The sequence below is a fragment of the Streptomyces sp. LUP30 genome (assembly GCF_001746365.1).
GTDB lineage: Bacteria > Actinomycetota > Actinomycetes > Streptomycetales > Streptomycetaceae > Streptomyces.
In genome coordinates, this window is the sequence record NZ_MJAJ01000018.1 from 1 (window position 1) to 17,378 (window position 17,378).

General features: G+C 73.6%; 8 protein-coding genes. 7 read left to right on the forward strand and 1 reads right to left on the reverse strand.

From position 1 onward, the window contains the following. Positions 1-105 precede the first annotated feature (105 nt). From BG482_RS16890 to fxsT, 7 genes are all read left to right on the forward strand, one after another. Positions 106-2,520: a trypsin-like peptidase domain-containing protein gene (locus BG482_RS16890; RefSeq protein WP_069769871.1), complete on the forward strand. Its 2,415-nt coding sequence runs from the start codon at positions 106-108 to the stop codon at positions 2,518-2,520. A 109-nt stretch (positions 2,521-2,629) separates the two neighbouring features. After that, positions 2,630-3,652, forward strand: coding sequence for a MoxR family ATPase (locus BG482_RS16895; protein WP_069769872.1), 1,023 nt, complete (start codon positions 2,630-2,632; stop codon positions 3,650-3,652). Between the two features lie 7 nt (positions 3,653-3,659). Beyond that, positions 3,660-7,049, forward strand: a complete 3,390-nt coding sequence (locus BG482_RS16900) for an SAV_2336 N-terminal domain-related protein (RefSeq protein ID WP_069769998.1) — start codon at positions 3,660-3,662, stop codon at positions 7,047-7,049. A gap of 25 nt (positions 7,050-7,074) precedes the next feature. Beyond that, a complete protein-coding gene (gene fxsA, locus BG482_RS16905) occupies positions 7,075-7,317 on the forward strand; it encodes an FxSxx-COOH cyclophane-containing RiPP peptide (RefSeq protein WP_079141856.1) in 243 nt (80 codons plus the stop codon). A 128-nt stretch (positions 7,318-7,445) separates the two neighbouring features. Next, the gene (locus tag BG482_RS16910) at positions 7,446-8,639 is read left to right on the forward strand and encodes an FxsB family cyclophane-forming radical SAM/SPASM peptide maturase (RefSeq protein ID WP_079141857.1); all 1,194 of its coding nucleotides are present in this window, start codon (positions 7,446-7,448) and stop codon (positions 8,637-8,639) included. Next, positions 8,639-10,141: an HEXXH motif-containing putative peptide modification protein gene (locus BG482_RS16915; RefSeq protein WP_069770000.1), complete on the forward strand. Its 1,503-nt coding sequence runs from the start codon at positions 8,639-8,641 to the stop codon at positions 10,139-10,141. Before BG482_RS16910 ends, BG482_RS16915 begins: the two co-directional genes overlap by 1 nt. Before the next feature lie 133 nt (positions 10,142-10,274). Next, the gene (gene fxsT / locus BG482_RS16920) at positions 10,275-13,316 is read left to right on the forward strand and encodes an FxSxx-COOH system tetratricopeptide repeat protein (protein ID WP_069769874.1); all 3,042 of its coding nucleotides are present in this window, start codon (positions 10,275-10,277) and stop codon (positions 13,314-13,316) included. 141 nt (positions 13,317-13,457) lie between these two features. Here fxsT and BG482_RS16925 read toward each other — a convergent pair whose 3' ends face one another. Continuing rightward, the gene (locus BG482_RS16925; RefSeq protein WP_069769875.1) at positions 13,458-17,258 is read right to left on the reverse strand and encodes a multifunctional oxoglutarate decarboxylase/oxoglutarate dehydrogenase thiamine pyrophosphate-binding subunit/dihydrolipoyllysine-residue succinyltransferase subunit; all 3,801 of its coding nucleotides are present in this window, start codon (positions 17,256-17,258) and stop codon (positions 13,458-13,460) included. Positions 17,259-17,378 lie beyond the last annotated feature (120 nt).

Sequence of the window (17,378 nt, forward strand, 5' to 3'; positions counted from 1 at the left end):
GGACGCCCGCGCGGCGGCGGACGCGGACGGGGATCCACGCGCGGGGGCGTCTCCCGGCGCGCCGATGCACGGGGGCGGCGACGGCCCCGTCGGCGGGGGCGGGGCGTGACGGGCGGGCACGCCCCGGGCGCATCGAACGCCTTCGATGCGGCCCGCCGTGCGCTGCGTGGACTCGTCGTGGCGGCGACCGTGCGCATTCATCGCCCGGTCGTCGGGTATGCCCTGGAGGAGCCCGCAACGTTCCTCGGGAGCGGCTTCTTCGTCGCCCCGAACTGGGTTCTGACCTGCGCACATGTGGCCTGCGGCGGGGAGGGGGGCGAGGTCGCGGTGGTGTATGAGACAGCGCCGGGACGGGGCGTGTCGACGGCCCCCGGCAGGGTGGTGGCGACACTCCCCGACCTCGCCGACGGCGCCGGCCGGACCGCGTCCGCCGGCAACTGGCCGGCCCCGGACCTCGCCCTGATCCAGCTCACCTCACCCGTCGTCGACCACGAGTGCGTCTACGTCTCCGAGCGCCCGGCGGCCTACTACGGCGAGGGCCGGGTGCTGTACGCGGGCTGGACCGAGAACGAGGGCCGCTTACAGGTCATGGACGGCACGCTCACGGTGCAGGGCACCATCGGCGGCTGGTCCTCGGACGTGCAGATGCGACTGGGGGACAACGACCTGCCGTACGGCGTCTCCGGCGGCCCGGTGATCGACCCCGTGCGCGGCGAGGTGATCGGCGTGCTCAAGGCGCGCTCGGACCACCGCCCCGGCGGCACCTCCACCGGGATCGAGCAACTGCGCACCCTGCGGGTCCCGGCGGAGCGGGCGACGGCCGAGCACAGCGACGTCTACCAAGCGGTCTTCCACGCACACGACCGCTACCACCGTGACCGGCAGCGCCACCCGGCGTCCCGGCGTCAGACGTGGACCGACGTCCAGGGCCGGCTCGGCGCCCGTCCGGGCCGCACGCTCAGCCCGGACGAGCGGATCCAGCTGCTCGGCCGGCTCGCCGAGCTCCCGCCGCCGCAGAGCACCCGCGGCCTGCTGGACATCCTCGACTCCCTCCCCGACTTCCAGGCGTCCACCCCGCTGCCCGCGCCGCGCGGCTGGCGCGACGGCCTCGGGGCGCTCTACGAGAGCGCCAGCGACGACGGTGCGCTGGAGCTCGTGCTCGACTACGCGATGCGCGCGATGTCCGCCCCGCGCCCCTTCGTCGTGCCGAGCACGCCCGACGCGGAGAAGGCCCTGTGGGTGTGGGTGTGGCAGGCCGCGCAGCGGCTGAGCGCCCGCTACCGTTCCGGCCTCGCCGAGCAGCGGATGGAGCGGTTGCGCAGGCGGGAGGAGGCCCGGCGGCGGGCCGACCGCGAGGAGCCCGGCACCGATGTCGACCGGCCGGGCACGGTCTTCGTCAGGCCCGCCGCGATCTTCGACGGGCGCCGCCCGCCGCGCCCGTCCCACGACGTCGCCCCGACGGCCGGCCCGAGCGGGCCACAGCGGCGGATCGCGTCCGACGTACGCGCGCGTGCCCGTGCCGTCCCCGGCGCGGCCCGGCCGTCCGCCCTGGTCGAACTCGTGCTGCGCGGCTGGGAGCCGGACCGCTGCGACTGGTCGGTCTCGGTGGCCGGGCCCGACGGCGACGCGGTCCGGCTGCACGAGGCCGAGCGCACCCCTCTCGCCGACCTGCCCGCACACTTGGCGGGCCCGCTGGCGGAGGCCTTCCGGCACTGCGACGAGCCCGGCAGGCCCGCGCTGCTGCAGGTGGCGCTGCCGCACGCGTTGCTGGGCCTGGAGGTGGACGCCTGGCAACTGCCGCCCGAGGCCGAACCGTTGGGGGCGCTGCGACCGGTCGTCGTGCGCTGCGCCGACCGCGACCGGCTGCCCGGGGAGGCGTACCGCGGGTACGGCGCGGAGGCCCCCGACCTCGACCGCCTCGACCGCCTCGACCGCCCGGACCCCGGCCGCTCCGATCGCTCCGACCACGGCCGCCCCGACCGGGTGTCGCAGGACGGCCCAGCCGTGGGCGACGTGGGCGCACCGTACGGCCCGTACGACGTGGACGACCGGGACGACCTGGAGGAGGAGCGCCGGGCCCGGTGGCGGTGGCTGCACGCGCACCGCGCGCGGGCCGAAGTGCTGGACTGCGACGAGGGCTTGCGCAAACCCGTGCCGTCGGTGGAGCAGTTGCGCGCGTTGTCGCACGGCACCGTCCCGGTGCTCTGCCGGTACGGCGACCTCCGCTACGAGGACGACGCGGAGGCGCTCGCCCGGATCGTCCTCGGCGGCTACGGGGTGGCCCTGTGGCGCCGTCGGCACGGCCGTCCCGACGCCGTGTGCGGCGAGTTCCACCGCGGCACGATCGACGGGATCGCCGAACCGGCCAGCGCGCAGTACCTCCCCGAGGCCGTGCACGACCTCCGGATGCGCCTGCGCGCGGGCCGCACGGAGTCCTTCTGGGCCGACGGAGTGGCCCTGCTCTACGACGACCCCCACCAGCCCCTCCCGGGCGACGGTGACCTGCTGGAGGCCCCTTGAACCCGGCCGCCCGCGGGGCTGATCGGCCCCTTACCAGGCACCCTCAGGATGGATAACGTGATGCACGTTCGGACGGCCGCGGCGGTGGACGAGTGACGAGGACCGGATCATGACCGAATCCAGTGAGTGGCTCATCTACCGAGGCGCCGGCGAACCGCACGACGGGATCGAACGACTGCCCTCTCCGCCCCCCTGGCGGGACTTCACCAGCCGTGAGGCGGCCGGCTCCGGCGACGGCTCCGAGGACCGCAGGCTCGGCGCGCACCGGCATCTGGCGGAACTGCACCGGCCGGGCGCCGAGGAACTGGAGATGATCAACGCGGCGCTCTATCTGCGCCGTCCCCTCCTCGTCACCGGCAGTCCCGGCGCGGGCAAGAGCACCCTCGCGCACTCGGTGGCGTACGAACTCGGCCTCGGCAACGTGTTGCGCTGGTCCATCGTGAGCCGCTCCGCGCTCCAGGACGGGCTCTACCACTACGACGCCATCGCCAGGCTGCAGGACGTCCAGATCGCCGCGCAGGGCGGGTTCGGGGCGGCGGCGGGCTCGCCGGGCGCGGTCGAGGGCATCGGCAGCTACCTGCGGCTGGGACCGCTCGGCACCGCGCTGCTGCCCTCCGACACCCCGCGCGTGCTGCTCATCGACGAGCTCGACAAGAGCGACATCGACCTTCCCAACGACCTGCTGAACGTCCTGGAGGAGGGCGAGTTCGCGATCCCCGAGCTGGAGCGCGTCGCCGACCGGCTGCCGGACGGCGAGGCGGAGGTGCTGACCGCCGACGGGGTGAAGGTCCGGGTCCGCGACGGCCGGGTCCGCTGCCGGGCCTTCCCGTTCGTGGTGCTCACCAGCAACGGGGAACGCGACTTCCCGGCCCCGCTGATGCGCCGTTGCATCCACCTGGAGCTGGGGCGTCCCGACCACAACCGGCTCGCCACCTTCGTCCGCGCCCATCTCGGTGACGAGGCGGCGCGCGCGGGGGACGACCTGATCACCCGGTTCCTGGAGCGGTCGCGCAGCGAACTCCTCGCCGCGGACCAGCTGTTGAACGCGATCTACCTCACCGACGCGGCCGCGCCGCCCAGTCGTGACCGCCTGGCCGACCTGCTCGTCCAGCGACTCGACCGCCCGAGGTGAGGGCCTGATGCCCGACGCAGCGGCCCGCCACGGCCCCGTCCCGCCCGACGGGAACCGTCCCGACGCCGTGACCACGCCGGCGCACGGCGGCGATCCGCTCGCCGAGCTCGTCGCGCGACTGCGCGGCGTCGGACTCGACCCCGACGTGGCCCAGTTGTGCGACGCGTTGTGGCTGGCCCGGTGGGCCCGGCCGGCGTCCGTCCCGGACGCCGACGAGACGCCCTCCGGACCCGACGGGCGGGCGACGGGCGGGCCGGACCGGACGCACGGCCCCGCCGTGACCGCGCCGCCGCGGGGCGACCGGGCCGAACGCCCGCCACGGACGCCGCAGGACGTGACCCCCGACGGGCGGGTGAGCCTGTACCCGGTGCCGCAGGACGGGGCGCCGCGTGGCCGTGGCGCGGGCCGGACCACCGCCTTGCCCGTGGGCGTGCCCGCCGCCCCCGCGTTGCCCTCCCTCCTCGAACTCCAGCGCGCCCTGAGGCGGTTGCAGCGCTACCGCAGCCCCGCACCACCCCTGCGCACACGGCTCGACGAGACGGCGACCGCGGAGCGCAGCGCACAGGCGGGCGGGCTGATCCTGCCCGTCCATCGCGCCGTCACCCGGCGCGACGCCCGGCTGCAACTCGTCCTGGACGCCTCCTCGTCGATGCGCGTGTGGGACCGGCTCTTCATCGAACTGCAGCAGGTTTTCGGCCAGTTGGGAGCCTTCTCCGACATCCGGGTGAGCCATCTGCACCAGGGCCCGGACGGCGAGGCGGCCGTCAGCCGCAGCCCCGACCTCTACGCGGCGCCGCTGCACTCCACGGACCGGCTCAGCGACCCCACAGGCCGCCGGATCGTCCTGTTCGTCAGCGACTGCGCGGGCCCCCTGTGGCACAGCGGCCACGCGCACCGGCTGCTGCACCACCTCTCCCGGCAGGGCCCGGTCGCCGTGCTCCAGCCGCTGCCGCAACGCCTGTGGAACCGCTCCCGACTGCCCGTGATGTTCGCTGAGCTGAGCCGGGGCGAGACGCTCCGCGGAGCCGCCGCGCTGCGTGTGCGCACCCCGGCCGGCGTCCCGGCGGAGTCCCGCAGGGGAGCGCTGCCCGTGCCGGTGCTGCCGCCCGAGCCGGTCGCCCTCGGCGCCTGGGCCGGACTGCTGGCCGGCGGCGGACCCGTGCCCGGCGCCGTCGGCTGGGTGCGTGCGGATCAGCAGCCCGCGCCGGCCTCACGCGCGGACCGGCGGCGCACGCCGTTCGAACGGGTCAGCAGGTTCAGCTCCAGCGCCTCCCCGGCCGCCGGACGGCTCGCCGTCCAGCTCGCCGCCGCGCCGCTGTGCCTGCCGGTGATGCAGCTGGTCCAGCGCACGATGCTGCCCGACTCGGGTCCCTCCGAGCTCGCCGAGGTGCTGGTCGGCGGCCTGCTCACGCGCGCGTCCGAGGACCACGCCGACGGCGGCGCCCAGTGGTACGGCATCGAGCCGGACATCCGGGACGCCCTGCTGTCCCGGCTCGGCCGCGACGAGGCCATGCTCGTCCTCAAACACTGCTCGGAGTACATCGAGCAGCGTTTCGGCAAGGGCGGCCCCAACTTCCCGGCCCTCGCACTGGCCCAGCTCGGCGACGGCGGCGCGGGCCGCCCGTACACGCCCACCGTCCGGCCCGCCGATCACGCGGACCACGCCGACCACGGCGGCACCGGGGAGGAGGCCCCCGTACCGCAGCCCTTCGCGGAGGTCGCGGCCCGGGTCCTGCGCCGGTTCATGCCGCTGCCCGAGCAGTTCGAGAGCCACGGCGTCCGGTCCGGCCCGGGGCAGGACGCGGACCGGCCGACCCACCAGGCGGTCCGCCGCGCCCGCACGCTGATCGAACGCTTCGACGCCGAGGGCATGATCCAGGACGTCATCGACGCGGTGCAGCTGCTGCGCGGCGCCACCGAACACGAGCGGCCCGTCGGCGCGGACCCCGAGCTGTGGGCCGAGTACGCGCACTGCACGCTGCGGCTGTGGGAGGTGCAGGGCGGCGACGACCTGCTCCAGGAGGCCGAGGCGGCCGCGGAACGGGCCGCCTCGCATCCGCGCCGGCTGCACGAACGGGCCGTGCTCGCCCGGGTCCTGCACGCGGCCGCGACCGATCGCAGGCGGCGCGGCGACCCGACCGGCGCCCTGGACCTGCTGCGCCGCGCCGACCGCGAGTACGCCGTCGCGTGTGCGGCCCCCGGCCTCGACGAGAACCAGGCGCTGAAGCTCACCCTGGAGCGGGTGCGCGCCCTGGAGGCGCAGTGGCGGCTCGGCGGGGACAGCGCGCTGCTCCAGGGCGCCGTCGGCATGCTGGAGGCCTTCGCCGACGTCTGGCCCGACCGCAGGCAGCGGCCGCCCGAACTGCCTCTGGAGCACGGCAGGATCCTGCTGCGGCTGTCCGGCGCCACCGCCGACCCCGGTCAGGCCCGCCTCTACGCCGAGCAGGGCGCGCAGTCGCTGCGCAACGCCCTGGACACCGGAGCGGAGCCGTACGACGCCGAGTCGGCACGCGCGCGTGTACGGATCCTGCTCGACCTGGTGGACGCGCTGCTGCAGGCGGGCGGTCCGCTGCGCGACGCCCAGGACCGGGTGGACGAGGCCCTCGCCCTGGTGCGCGAACAGGGCCAGCGCGCGGCTCTGCTGGCACGGGCCGGCCGGATAGCGGTGGCCCGCTACGCCGAGTCGGGCGAACCGGGGGAGCTGGAGACGGCCGCGGACCGCTTCGAGCAGGCCGCCCAGCGCATGTCCCGTGACGCGCCCGCGCACGCCGACGTCCTCGCCGAATGGGGCGAGGCGCTGCTGCGGCTGGCCGGGCTCCCGTACGCGCGCGCCCAGGGCATGCTGTCCCGGGCGATCCGCGTCCTGCGGGACTGCCGGATGGAGACCCCGGCGGGCAGTCGCCGGGTCGCCCACCGGCTGCTGCTGCTCGGCCGTGCGCTGATGCTGCGCTACCGGCTGCGCGGGGACCGCGTCGACCTGCGCGAGGCCGAGCACCTTTTCGGCCTCGCCGCGGCGGATGCGGAGGACCCGCTGCTGGCCGCGCGCTGCCGACTGGACCTCGGCCAGGTCCAGTACGAGGCCTACCGCAGCCTGCGCCGTCCGGCCCGCCTCGACCTCGCGGTCGACGCGTTCCGGGACGCGGCGGAGGCCGCTCGGGAGGCGGAGGGGGTGGCCGAAACCGATCGGCGGCGTCAGGAGGCCGTCGAACTGGGCGCGCAGGCGCACCACTGGCGGGGTAGGTCCTATGAGGCGGCCGCGCGGCCGCGCGCGGCCCGCGAGGCCTACCGGATCGCCCGCGCGGAGTGGTCGCGGCTTCCGGAGGGCGGCCTGGTCGCCGACGGCCCGACGCCCGCCGACACGGCGGAGCGGCTGGCCGCACTGGAGCGGGTGACATGAGGCCGCCGAGCCGGGAGGGACGGGCATGGACGTACGGGGCGAGCCCACGGGGACGAGGCGCACGGCGGGGGCGACCGTGTCGCCGCCGGTGGCGTCCGTGACGCCGGAGGAGACCTTCGCGGCGGAGCCGCTGCCGGATCTGCTGGCGCTGGATCTGACCGAGTTGGGAACGATCGCCCATCCCGTGCTGCGCGAGGTCGTGGCGGAACTGCGGGACCGGGCAGGACGATCGAGCGAGACGCTCTGGGGTTTCGACTCCGCCCTCTGAACACGACACCAGGGCACGGCAGACGGTCCGTTCGGCCGTTCGGTCAGTTGGCGCCAATTCCGGTCCGATGTGTGCGCGACTCGGACAGAATCGGTCGGGCGGGGTTTGTGTCCGGCGTCGATCCGGGAATGCGCCTCCGTGCGGCAGCACAGGGCCGAAGGCATGGGGGTGCTGGAGTGTCCGGACAGGCCTTCCGGCAGTTCATCGTGAAGATGCACGGCCGCTGCAACCTCGCCTGCACCTACTGCTACCTCTACGCGGGCCCCGACCGCACCTGGCGCTCACGGCCCGCGTCCGCCGCCCCCGAGGTCCTCGACCGCACCGCGACCAGGATCGCCGAGCACGCCCGCACCCACGCCCTGCCCGCGCTCTCCCTGGTCCTGCACGGCGGCGAACCCCTGCTGGCGGGCGTTGGAACGCTGGCCCGCTTCACCGCGCTGGTCCGCGACCGCGTCCCGGCCCGGTGCACCGTCCACGCCGTCGTCCAGACCAACGCCACGCTCCTCACCGTACGCAGGCTCGCCGTCCTCGCCGACGCCGGTCTGCGGATCGGCGTCAGCCTCGACGGCGGTCTCGCCGCGCACAACGCGCGGCGCGTCGACCGTGCCGGCCGCCCCTCCTGGCCGGCCGCCTCACGCGGGGCCCTGCTGGTCGCCGAGCGCGCCCCGCAGGCGTACGCCGGCGTCCTCACCGTCGTCGACGTCGGGCTGGACCCGGTGGAGACGTACGAGTCCCTGCTCACCCTGCGCCCGCCCGCGCTCGACCTGCTGCTGCCGCACGGCAACTGGTCCGCCCCGCCGCCCCACTGGGCGGGCGCCCGGCACGGGGAGTGGCTGTGCGCCGTCTTCGACCGCTGGTGGGCGGCCGGCCGGCGGGAGACGCGGATCCGTCTCTTCGAGGAGTGCGTCGCGCTCCTGCTGGGGCTGCCCTCCGCCACGGAGGCCCTGGGACTCGCGCCCTTCGACGCGGTCGTGGTGGAGACCGACGGATCCGTCGAGCAGGTCGACTCCCTGAAGTCGGCCTACGACGGCGCCGCGCACACCGGCCTGGACGTCTTCCGGCACACCTTCGACGAGGCGCTGCGCCATCCCGCGGTGGCTGCCCGGCAGGAGGGCGTCGCCGCCCTCGCGGACCAGTGCCGGGCCTGCCCCCTGCTGAGGGTCTGCGGAGGCGGCCACTACGCCCACCGGTACCGGGCCGGCCACGGCTTCCGCAACCCGTCCGTGTACTGCTCCGACCTCCAGCGCCTCATCCACCACGTGGCCGCCCGGCTCGCCACGCACACGGCCCCGGTGGTCCCCCGCGACGAGGTCGCGTCGTGATCGCGACGCCGATCCCGGACGGGGTCCTCGTGGAGCTCGGCAGCACCGGGGGCGACGCCGGGACGCTCGGACTCCTGGTGCGGGACCAGGACACCCGGCGGCTGCTCCTGCTGCGCGCCGTGCTCGACGCCGCCGACGCCGCGGATCCCGCCGTCTGCTCCGCCGAGCGCAAGGCGCGGCTGCGCGAGGACTGGGCGCTGCTCGCCGAGGCCGACCGCGCGACGCCGCCCCCCGGAACCGCCGCCCGTCCGTCCGGTGCGCACCACCGCCCGCTCGCCGACGCCCGCCCACCCGGCGTAGCGCTCTCGCCCGCGCGTGCCCGTCTCTTCCACCCCCTCACCGGTCCCTGGGCCCTGAGCTGCCTGCGGGGACTCGACGACCGCGAACGTCTCCCCGGTGGACAGGACGAGGACACCGCCCGCCGGCTCCGGCAGGACCTCGCTCACTTCGGCGCCGTCGCCGCCGTCGCCGCGGCCCGGGCCGCCATCCCCTTCACCGTTCGGCTGACCGCCCGCGCCGGCCTGCTCACGCTGCCCTCCCTCGGCTCCCTGCGCACGGCCGCCCGGGGCGACGCCCCCGTCGACCTCGCGCACCGGGACGGGCGGCTGACGTTCCGGCAGCCCGACGCGCCGGACGTCGTCGTGCACCTGGAGAGCGGGATCGGGGCCTGGTCGGGCGCCCTGGCCTGGACGTCCGTGCACACCCTGCCCGGGCTGCTGCCCGGCGCCGCCCCCATGCCCCTGGACGACGTCGACCCCTACCGCACCGCGCCCGGCCCCCGCCACCGGACGCTCGGCGCCCCGGCCACCCTCGACGACGCGGACTGCAAGCGGTGGCTGCAGGCCTGGTCCGGCACCGCGGCCGCACTGCGCACAGGCGGCGGGCAGCGGGTGACCGAGGCGTCGGCGCTGCTGCGCTGCCTGGTCCCGCTGGAGAGGCCGCCCGGCGCGGGGGCCGACGGACGGGACAGCTGCAGCGCCACCCGGCACGAGGCGTTCGGGGCACTGCTCGCCAGCCCCCCGCAGGACGCCGTGGCGCTGGCCGCCACCCTCGTCCACGAACTGCACCACGCCAAACTGGCCGCCCTGGGCGACCTGGTGACGCTTCATCACGCAGGCCCCGAAGCACGCTACTTCGCCCCCTGGAAGACGGTTCCCCGGCCCTACGACAGCCTGCTGCAGGGCGTCTACTCGCATCTGGCCCTCGCGGACTACTTCCAGCGCCGGGCGCTCGTCACCCCGCCGCCCGACGCCGAGTACGCCTGGTCCCGGCACGCCCGCTACCGCGCCCAGGTCGCGGCGGCCCTGCCGGCCCTCGTCGCCTCGCCCGACCTCACCGTCCCGGGACGCCTGTTCGTCGACGAGATGACCGCCGCCTACGAACGCATGGCCGAACATCCCGCACCCCGCGACCACACCGCCCGGGCCCAGGCGTACGTGAAGGCCGCGCGCGCCCTGTGGACGCAGCGTCATGCTCCCGCGCTGCCACGCCCGAAAGGATGAGGATGGCCTGCGCGGCGCCCTCGGGTGCGCGAAGATCGTCGGGCCGAGACGCGCGCCGGACGGGTCGGCGGACTTACGCGCGCCGCGCCGAGGTCCTAGGATTTTCGAGGTACTACGTGCTGGAGGCCGCTGCATGTCTGGAGCTCGTACGCCGGTCGGGGCAACCGGGAGGAGGTCCGCGAAGCAGACGGTCACGATCCACTTCGCGGGTTTCAACCGGGCCTGGGCGGCCTGGATCGGTGACCGGCTCGAACGGCGCGGCCTGCGGGTCGTCTACCTGCGCTGGGACTCCCCGGCCGAGGTGCCCCTGGTCGATCTGCTGCGCGACCTGGAACTCGCCGAGGGACGCATCCTCATCGTCGTCAGCGAGTGGTACTTCCAACTCGGGCCCCGCACGCAGGAGGAGTGGAACGCGGCGCTGCGCGAGGTCGTCGCCCCCGACCCGTCCCGGTTCGCCGCCGTCTCCGTGACCACGGCGTCCGTGCCCGCGGCGACCGCCGTCCTCGCCCCGGTCGACCTGACCAACATGGGCTCCGAGGAGGCCGAGCGCCGCCTGTTCGACCGGCTCGACCTGCCGCTCGACCCGCTGCCCGAGCCCCCCGACGCCGCCCGTCGCGGCCCCCGCTTCCCCGCGGCGATGCCGGAGGTCTGGGGCGGGGTGCCCCGCCGCAACACCCGCTTCACCGGACGCGAGTCGCTGCTCAACGACGCCTACCACCTGCTCCAGGGCGCGGAACCGGGCGCCGGCGTGGTCACGTTCCACGGCATGTCCGGGGTGGGCAAGACCCAGATGGCCGCCGAGTACGTGTACCGGTTCGGCTCCGAGTACGACGTCGTGTGGTGGGTCAACGCCGAGAAACGCGTCACCTACCGCCGGCTGCTGGCCGAACTCGCCCCCAAGCTGGGCCTGGAGACCGGACAGGAGTACGGCGAACGGCTGCGCGCCGTCCGCGACGCGCTGCGCCGCGGCGACCCCTACGGACGCTGGCTGCTGATCCTCGACGGAGCGGACGAACCGGACCAGATCTGGGACCTGGTGCCCACCGGTCCCGGCCATGTCATCATCACCTCCCGCAACCCCGAATGGACCGAGCACAACAGCAAGTTGCTGGAGGTGCCGGTGTACGCCCGGGACGAGTCGGTGGCGTTCATCCGCCGCCGCGCGCCCCGGCTGTCGGAGGTCGAGGCCGACCAGCTCGCGGACGCGCTGGAGGACCTGCCGCTGCTGCTGGACCAGACGGCGGGCTGGCTGAACGACTCCGACCTGTCCGTGCGGGAGTACATCGCCCTCCTGGACGGCGGCATCGACAACGACGTCGTGAAGGTGTCGGCGGACTTCCCGCTCGCCTTCCAGACCGCCTGGTCGATACTGCTGAACAAACTCCGTGAGACCGTCCCCGAGTCGGTCGACCTGCTGCGCCTGTGCACCTTCTTCGCCCCCGGCTTCATCCCCGTCCGCCTGCTGCGCGAGATGTCGAGCGACGCCCTGCCCGAACAGCTCGCCGGCCTCCTCAACGACCCGCTGCTGTGGAACAAGGCGATCAACCAGCTCCGCCAGTACTCGGTGGTCCGGCTGGAGTCCCACGAGACGGCCGGGGAGGAGGGCTCCGTGTCCGGGGAGTCGCTGTATCTGCACCGCATGGTCCACCAGATCGTGCACAAGGACATGCCGGACGCGGACCGCAAGGAGTTCGTCGACGTCGTCCGGCAGGCCCTCGCCGCCGCCGACCCGCGCCGGCCCACCGACCCCGACCTGTGGCCCGGGTACGCCGAGATCGTGCCGCACCTGAAGTACGCGGACGTGCTGCAGACCCAGGACCCCAACGTGCAGCGGCTGGTCTTCAACTGCCTGCGCTACATGTACTTCTCCGGCGAGTACAACGCCGGCATCAAGCTCGGCGAGCGCGCGATGAGGGCCTGGCGCGAGCTGCTCGGCCCGACGCACCCCAGGATCTGGGAGCTGACCTACCACTACACCAACCTGCTGCGGGCCACCGGCGACTACGCGCGCACCGAGTCCCTCAGCCGTGCGGCCGCCGAGCATCTGAAGGCCGAGCGCGGCCCCCAGGACCTGGAGCACCTGCGGGCAGCCGCGGGCCTGGCCGCCGACCTGCGGGGCCTCGGACGCTACGACGAGGCGCTGGAACTGTCCGAGTGGGTGCTGGTCGCCTACCGCGAACTGCTCGGCGAACAGGACTCGCGCAGCCTCAACTCACGGAACAACCTGGCCGTCTCGCTGCGCCTTCTCGGCCGTTACCCGGAGGCCCTGGAGCACGACCGGCGGACCATGGAGTCCCGGCGCCAGCTGCTGCGGGCCCGGCATCCGTGGACCCTCGGCTCCGAGATCTCCTACGCCATCGACCTGCGCCTCCTCGGCAACTACACCGAGGCCGAGTCCATCCAGGCGAACAACGTGGGCGAGATCCGCCGGGTGCTGGGCCGCGACAACCCGCAGACCCTCAAGGCCGAGCACAACCTCGCGCTGTGCCGCTACCGACTCGGCGACCGCGACCGCCGCGGCGACCGCGGCACCGACCCGCAGGAGCCCGGGGACCTGCTGTCCAGCGTGCTGGAACGCGGCGAACGGGTGCTCGGCGAGACACATCCGCTGACCCTGATCTTCGCGACGGCCCAGAGCTGCTACGCCCGCGAGCACGGCGACATCGACCAGGCCCGCGAACTCAGCGAGGCCGTCGTCGCGCGCTACGAGGTGATGCTCACCGAGGGCCATCCCTTCGTCGCGGGGGCCCGCGCCAACCAGGCGCTGATCCTGCGCAACGTGGGCGAGCGGGAGGCCGGCCACGTCCTCCTGGAGCAGGCGCTCGCGTCGATGACCGAAGCGGTGGGGGAGAACCACCCCTGGACGCTGGGCTGCGCCCTGAACGCCTCCGCTCTGCGCAACATCGTCGGCGACACCGAGAGCGCCGCCGACCTCAGCCGGGACACGGTGACCCGGGCCGTCGAGTCGCTCGGCCGCACCCATCCGCTGACCCTGTCGGCGCGGATCGCCCACGCGGCGGACCTGCGCGGCCTGCGGGACCGGCGGCAGGCGGAGAAGGTCGAACAGGAGGCCCTCACGGACCTCGACTCGACGCTCGGCAGCAAGCATCCGCACACCGTCTCGGCGCGCTCCCGCAACCGCCCCTACTGGGACTTCGAACCCCAGGTCATCTGACGACGGCCCGGTTCGCGCCGGCCGCGCGGACGGCGTGAGCCACGCGCACCGCGCGAGCCGCCTCAGGCCTCCCGTACGCCGAAGGGCCCGTCCCCCGGAAACCTCCCGGGGCACGGGCCCTTCGCGTGCTGCGGCCGAGGGCTACGCCTCGAACACCTCACGCACCAGCTGCTCCTGCTCCGCCTGGTGACGCTTGGCGGAACCGACCGCCGGGGACGAGCCGTGCGGACGCGAGATGCGGCGCAGGCGCTCGCCGTGCGGCACGTCCGCGCCGACCGCGAGGTCCAGGTGGTCGATCAGGTTCAGGGCGATGAACGGCCAGGCGCCCTGGTTGGCCGGCTCCTCCTGGGCCCACAGGTACTTCTCGGCGTTGGGGTACTTGTTGACCTCCGCCTGGACCTCGGCGCCCGGCAGCGGGTACAGCCGCTCCAGCCGGATGATCGCCGTGTCCGTGACCCCGCGCTTCTGACGCTCGGCGTCCAGGTCGTAGTAGACCTTGCCGGTGCAGAAGACGACCTTCTTGACCGCGTTCGCGTCGACCGACGCGTCGCCGATCACCGGGCGGAACTGGCCCGTGGTGAACTCCTCCGCCTTCGACGCGGCGGCCTTCAGACGCAGCATCGACTTCGGGGTGAAGACGACCAGCGGCTTGTGGTGCGGGTTGTGCACCTGCCACCGCAGAAGGTGGAAGTAGTTCGACGGCAGCGTGGGCATCGCGACCGTCATGTTGTTCTGGGCGCAGAGCTGCAGGAAACGCTCGACGCGGGCCGAGGAGTGGTCCGGGCCCTGACCCTCGTAGCCGTGCGGCAGGAGCAGGGTGACGCCGGACGTCTGGCCCCACTTCTGCTCGGCGGCCGAGATGTACTCGTCGACGACCGTCTGCGCGCCGTTGACGAAGTCGCCGAACTGCGCCTCCCACATCACGAGCGCGTCCGGGCGGGCCAGCGAGTAGCCGTACTCGAAGCCCATGACCGCGTACTCGGACAGCAGCGAGTTGTAGACGTTGTAGCGCGCCTGCTCGTCGGCGAGGTACTGGAGCGGGGTGTGCTCCTCGCCCGTCTCGCGGTCGATGAGGACCGCGTGACGCTGGCCGAAGGTGCCGCGCTGCGAGTCCTGGCCGGAGAGCCGGACCGGGGTGCCCTCGAGGAGGAGCGAGCCCACGGCCAGCGTCTCGCCCATGCCCCAGTCGATCGTCCCGTCCTCGACCATCGTGGCCCGGCGCTGCAGCTGGGGCAGCAGACGCGGGTGCACGTGGAAGTAGTCCGGGATGTTGACCTGGGACTCGGCGATCCGCTTGACGACCTCGGTGGAGATCGCGGTGTTCACGGCGACCGGGAACTCCGCCTGCGGGTCCGAGACCGGGCCGGCGCTCGGCTGGGCGGTGACGGCCTCGCGGACCTCCGTGAAGACCTTCTCCAGCTGGCCCTGGTAGTCCTGCAGCGCCTGCTCGGCCTCTTCCAGGGTGATGTCGCCGCGACCGATCAGGGACTCGGTGTAGAGCTTGCGCACCGAGCGCTTCTTGTCGATCAGGTCGTACATCAGCGGCTGGGTGAAGGCCGGGTTGTCCGACTCGTTGTGCCCGCGGCGGCGGTAGCAGATGAGGTCGATCACCACGTCCTTGTTGAACGCCTGGCGGAACTCGAAGGCCAGACGCGCGACGCGCACCACGGCCTCCGGGTCGTCACCGTTCACGTGGAAGATCGGGGCCTCGATCATGCGCGCCACGTCCGTGGCGTACATCGACGAGCGCGAGGACTCCGGGGCGGCCGTGAAGCCGACCTGGTTGTTGATGACGATGTGGACCGTGCCGCCGGTGCGGTAGCCGCGCAGCTGCGACATGTTCAGGGTCTCGGCCACCACGCCCTGGCCCGCGAAGGCCGCGTCGCCGTGCAGGGCGACCGGCAGGACCGTGAAGTCCGAGCCGCCCTTGTTGATGATGTCCTGCTTGGCGCGGGCGATGCCCTCGATGACCGGGTCCACCGTCTCCAGGTGGGAGGGGTTCGCGGCCAGCGAGACCTTGATCTGCTCGCCGTCCAGGCCGGTGAAGGTCCCCTCGGCGCCCAGGTGGTACTTCACGTCGCCGGAGCCGTGCATCGACTTGGGGTCGAGGTTGCCCTCGAACTCGCGGAAGATCTGCGCGTACGACTTGCCGACGATGTTCGCGAGGACGTTCAGGCGGCCGCGGTGGGCCATGCCGATGACGACCTCGTCCAGGCGGGACTCGGCGGCCGAGTCCAGCACCGCGTCGAGCAGCGGGATGACGGACTCGCCGCCCTCCAGCGAGAAGCGCTTCTGGCCGACGTACTTCGTCTGAAGGAACGTCTCGAAGGCTTCCGCGGCGTTCAGCCGGCGCAGGATGCGCAGCTGCTCCTCGCGCTCCGGCTTGGTGTGCGGGCGCTCGATGCGGTCCTGGATCCAGCGGCGCTGCTTGGGGTCCTGGATGTGCATGAACTCGACGCCGGTGGTGCGGCAGTACGAGTCGCGCAGCACGCCGAGGATGTCGCGCAGCTTCATCAGGGACTTGCCGGAGAAGCCGCCGACCGCGAACTCGCGCTCCAGGTCCCACAGGGTGAGGCCGTGCTCGGTGATGTCGAGGTCGGGGTGCTTGCGCTGGCGGTACTCCAGCGGGTCGGTGTCGGCCATGACGTGGCCGCGGACCCGGTAGGAGTGGATCAGCTCGAAGACGCGGGCGGCCTTGGTGACGTCGTCGTCGTGGCTGGCGTCGATGTCCTTGAGCCAGCGGACCGGCTCGTAGGGGATGCGCAGCGCCTCGAAGATCTCGTCGAAGAAGCCGTTCTCGCCGAGCAGCAGGTTGGCGACGATCCGCAGGAACTCACCGGACGCGGCGCCCTGGATGACCCGGTGGTCGTAGGTCGACGTGAGCGTCATGACCTTCGAGATGCCGAGCTTGTTCAGGGTGTCCTGGCTGGTGCCCTGGAACTCCGCCGGGTAGTCCATGGAGCCGACGCCCATGATGACCGACTGCCCGGGCATCAGACGCGGCACGGAGTGGACGGTGCCGAGGCCGCCGGGGTTGGTCAGGGAGACGGTGACGCCGGTGAAGTCGTCCATCGTCAGCTTGCCGTCGCGGGCGCGGCGGACGATGTCCTCGTAGGCCTGCCAGAACTCGAAGAAGTTCAGCGTCTCGGCCTTCTTGATGCCGGCGACGACGAGCTGGCGGTCGCCGTTGGGCTTCACCAGGTCGATGGCCAGGCCGAAGTTGACGTGCGGCGGCTTGACGAGGGTGGGCTTCCCGTCCTTCTCCGCGTAGTGCCAGTTCATCGACGGCATGGCCTTGATGGCCTGCACCATCGCGAAGCCGATCAGGTGCGTGAAGGAGATCTTCCCGCCCCGGGCGCGCTTGAGGTGGTTGTTGATGACGATGCGGTTGTCGAACAGCAGCTTCACCGGGACCGCGCGCACGGACGTGGCCGTGGGCAGTTCCAGCGACGCGTTCATGTTCTTGGCGACCGCGGCGGACGGACCGCGCAGCGTCACGAACTCGGGGCCCTCGGCTGCGGCCGGGGCCGCGGCGGGAGTGGCCTTCGCGGCGGCGGCCGGCTTGGCCGCGGGGGCCGCCTTCGCCGGGGCCGGGGCGGCGGCCGCGGGCTTCGGAGCGGCGGCCGGCGCGGGAGCCGCGGCGGCGGGCGCCGGAGCAGCGGGCGCAGCCTGGGCCGGGGCGGCGGGCGCGGGAGGCGTGGTGGTGGTCGCTGCGGCCCCCGCGGCCGCAGTACCCGCCGGAGCCGAGGGAGCGGCTGCTCCTGGCTTGTAGTCGGCGAAGAAGTCCCACCAGGCGCGGTCTACCGAATTCGGGTCCTGGAGGTACTGCTGATAGATCTCGTCGACGAGCCACTCGTTCGGCCCGAACGCGGCAGCGGGGTTCTTGCCCGCTTGGTCTGCGTCGGTCGAGATGCTGGAGTTACTGGGGGACTGTGGCGACACGGCGGCAACCGCCCTCTTCCGCTTCACAAGGTGATGGACAGCGGGAATAAAGGCTACGCCCCCTGGAGGGGGAAGGTCAGGCCGGGCCCGTCCATCGTCGCGTAAGTCACATCGGAGAGC